The sequence below is a fragment of the Sphingomonas sp. Ant H11 genome, from assembly GCF_000797515.1.
Taxonomy (GTDB): Bacteria; Pseudomonadota; Alphaproteobacteria; order Sphingomonadales; family Sphingomonadaceae; genus Sphingomonas.
This window is the reverse complement of sequence record NZ_JSBN01000179.1, coordinates 1-2,890: the sequence shown is the minus strand read 5'-3', so window position 1 is coordinate 2,890 and position 2,890 is coordinate 1. Positions and strand designations below refer to the sequence as shown.

Here is a 2,890-nt window from a genome sequence, read left to right as displayed (position 1 = left end):
TGCGCCGGTCGCAGCACAGCGGTGCGGATCGATCTGGTCGAGCGGATCGCGCGCGCCGCGCATGACGCGCGCGGGGCGTCGGGTCGCAAGCCGTTCGCGCTTGATTCCGCGCTCGCTTTGTCGATGGGGCTGACACGCCCGACGCTTGAGCGGCTGATGGCCGGGTTCGGGTTCCGCCCGGCCCCGGGGTCCGATACGGCGGCCTTGTGGACCTGGCGCGGTCTGCCGACGGTGCGCGCCACGCCGCCGCCGCGCGACACCGCCATGGCCGGGGCGTTTGCCGCTTTGGCGGATCTGGCGGTGTAACCGCTTGGCGGCGACGCAGGGCATGATGCGGATCGACCGCTTCTTGTGGTTCGCGCGGATCGCCAAGACGCGCGGCCTGGCACAGGCGATGGCGGCAAGCGGGCATGTTCGGCTCGATGGCCGCGCGATCGACAAGCCCGCCGCGCCGGTGCGCATTGGCTGTGTCATTGCGTTCGTCACCCCTGGCGGACGCGTTCGCGCGTTGCGCGTCGAGGCGCTGCCGCTGCGCCGTGGTCCGGCGGACGAAGCCCGCGCTTGCTATGTCGACCTGCTCGAAAATGCGCCTTCCATGCGCGCAGGCGTTGACGGCGGAAGCGCTCGGGCATAGCAGCAACCGGTTCGTTGCTCCGGGAGTGTTTCAATGACCTACGTCGTCACCGATGCCTGCATCAAGTGCAAGTACATGGATTGCGTCGAGGTGTGCCCGGTCGATTGCTTCTATGAGGGCGAGAACATGCTCGTCATCAACCCCAGCGAATGTATCGATTGCGGCGTGTGCGAGCCCGAATGCCCGGCCGAAGCGATCCTGCCCGACACCGAAAAGGACGTCGAGACCTGGCTGGAGCTGAACGCGACCTTCTCCGCGCAATGGCCCAACGTCACGCGCAAGGCCGACCAGACCCCCGCCGATGCCGATGAGCATAAGGGCGAGGCGGACAAGTACGACAAATATTTCTCGGCCGAGCCCGGCGCGGGCGACTGATCCGTCCCAAAATGGGTAGCAGGATAGGCAACCCGCCACGCCTTTGAGCGTTAACGCCGCGCATGGAGCGACGTTTGGCTGGTAATTTTATTACGACTCTGTTAAAAGGATCGTACGGAAGCGCCGTCGCGCGCAAATCCGGCACGGAGACGTATACACTCAAAACCCTGCATGCGCCTCTTCAGCCTTGCTGCTGCGGACGCGCTGCCCCGGGAATCCCGGTCCACAGAAAGGTCTTACGGAATGGCTGCCAAGGCGCTGTCCTTCGACGTCGCGATTATGTCGTTTACCCCAAGCACGGCGTTGGCCGTGTGATCGAACTGCAACGGCAGGAAATCGCCGGGATGCAACTCGAACTCTATGTCCTGCGCTTCGAAAAGGAACGCATGACGCTGCGCGTTCCCACCAATAAGGCCGAAAGCGTTGGCATGCGCAAGCTGTCCAGCGACAAGACGTTGCGTGAAGCGCTCGAAACCTTGACCGGCAAGCCCCGCGTCAAGCGCACGATGTGGTCGCGTCGCGCCCAGGAATATGAGGCCAAGATCAATTCGGGCGACCTCGTGTCGATTGCCGAAGTGGTCCGCGATCTGTTCCGCGCCGACGACCAGCCCGAGCAAAGCTATTCGGAGCGGCAGATCTTCGAAGGCGCGACCAGCCGTCTCGCCCGCGAACTCGCCGCGATGGAGCAGGTCGACGAGCCGACCGCACAGGAAAAGATCCTCGAAATCCTGCGCAAGGCCGCCGCGATCCACAATAAGGACAAGGCCCCGGCCTGATCCGCCCCGGCCTGATTCGCATTGGCGACGGAATCTCGAAAAAGGGCGGCTGGCGACAGCCGCCCTTTTTTGTTGCGCGCGCGATCCAGGGGTGTATTGTTACGGCAACACACAGGAGACCCTTATGCGCGCCATCCTCTTGCTCCCCGCTTTGCTGTTGACCGCTGCCCCATTGGCGGCCTGCTCGGTTGATGGAGACGATGGCGGCCCCGGCGCTTCCGCTGCGGGCACCGGTACCGCACGGACCTTCGCGATCACCGGTTTCACGGGGGTCGCGCTGCGCGGATCGGATGATGTCGATGTGCGCGTCGGCCCGGCTTTCTCGGTCCGCGCCGAGGGCCCGAGCGCCGAACTCGACAAGCTCAAGATCGAGCGCGTCGGGGACATGCTCCGGGTCGGGCGCAAGCCCAATAGCGGCTTCAGTTGGGGTGGCCAGCATCGGAGCGTCAAGGTGTTCGTGACGATGCCGCGCATCGCCGCCGCACAAATCGCGGGATCGGGCAATCTGGCGATCGATCGCGTAACGGGGGGCGATTTCGACGGCGACAGCGCAGGCTCGGGCAATCTCAGCATCGCGTTGCTGACAGTGCCGCACGCCAAACTGTCGATCGCCGGGTCGGGCGATATCGCCGCGAAAGGCGCGGTCGATCGCTTGACCGTCGATGTCGCCGGATCGGGCAATGTCACGGCGAACGGCCTGAAGGCGCGGGGTGCGACCGTGTCGGTGGCGGGATCGGGCAATGTCCGGGCCGAGGTCGTCGGCAGCGCGGCGGTGTCGATCGTGGGGTCGGGCGATGTCGATCTTGGCCGTGGCGCCAAATGCGCTACCACCAAGATTGGCTCGGGCGAGGTGCATTGCGGCGGCTGATCGGGCTTGCATGGCGCGGCCCGAGCGGGGATGCTCGGCGGCGATGAACCGTCTCGCGCTTGCCTTGCCGCTGCTTGCCGTCGCCGCCCCGCTTGAGGCGGCGGACCGCACGGCCTTTGTCACCCAATTCGATCGGGTCCGTGTGCACGGCCCGTTCGAGGTGCATTTGGCGACGCGCGCCGGGCCGGGCGCACGGATCACGGGCGCGCCCGACGCGGTCGATGTCCATGTCGCGAG

3 protein-coding genes and 3 pseudogenes are annotated in these 2,890 nt (G+C 65.8%); all 6 read left to right on the top strand.

Going from position 1 to position 2,890, the window contains the following annotated elements:
• Positions 1-306 (top strand): annotated as a pseudogene (locus NW75_RS21220) (helicase-related protein); the annotation flags it as partial.
• A 25-nt stretch (positions 307-331) separates the two neighbouring features.
• The gene (locus tag NW75_RS21215) at positions 332-634 is read left to right on the top strand and encodes an RNA-binding S4 domain-containing protein (protein ID WP_033967383.1); all 303 of its coding nucleotides are present in this window, start codon (positions 332-334) and stop codon (positions 632-634) included.
• 33 nt (positions 635-667) lie between these two features.
• Positions 668-1,009 (top strand): ferredoxin FdxA, encoded by a 342-nt coding sequence (fdxA, locus tag NW75_RS21210; protein ID WP_033967381.1) that lies wholly within the window; start codon positions 668-670, stop codon positions 1,007-1,009.
• A 243-nt stretch (positions 1,010-1,252) separates the two neighbouring features.
• A pseudogene (locus NW75_RS21205) lies at positions 1,253-1,785 on the top strand (CarD family transcriptional regulator).
• 124 nt (positions 1,786-1,909) lie between these two features.
• Positions 1,910-2,653, top strand: coding sequence for a head GIN domain-containing protein (locus NW75_RS21200; protein WP_033967380.1), 744 nt, complete (start codon positions 1,910-1,912; stop codon positions 2,651-2,653).
• Positions 2,654-2,696: 43 nt separating this feature from the next.
• Positions 2,697-2,890, top strand: a pseudogene (locus NW75_RS21195) (GIN domain-containing protein); the annotation flags it as partial.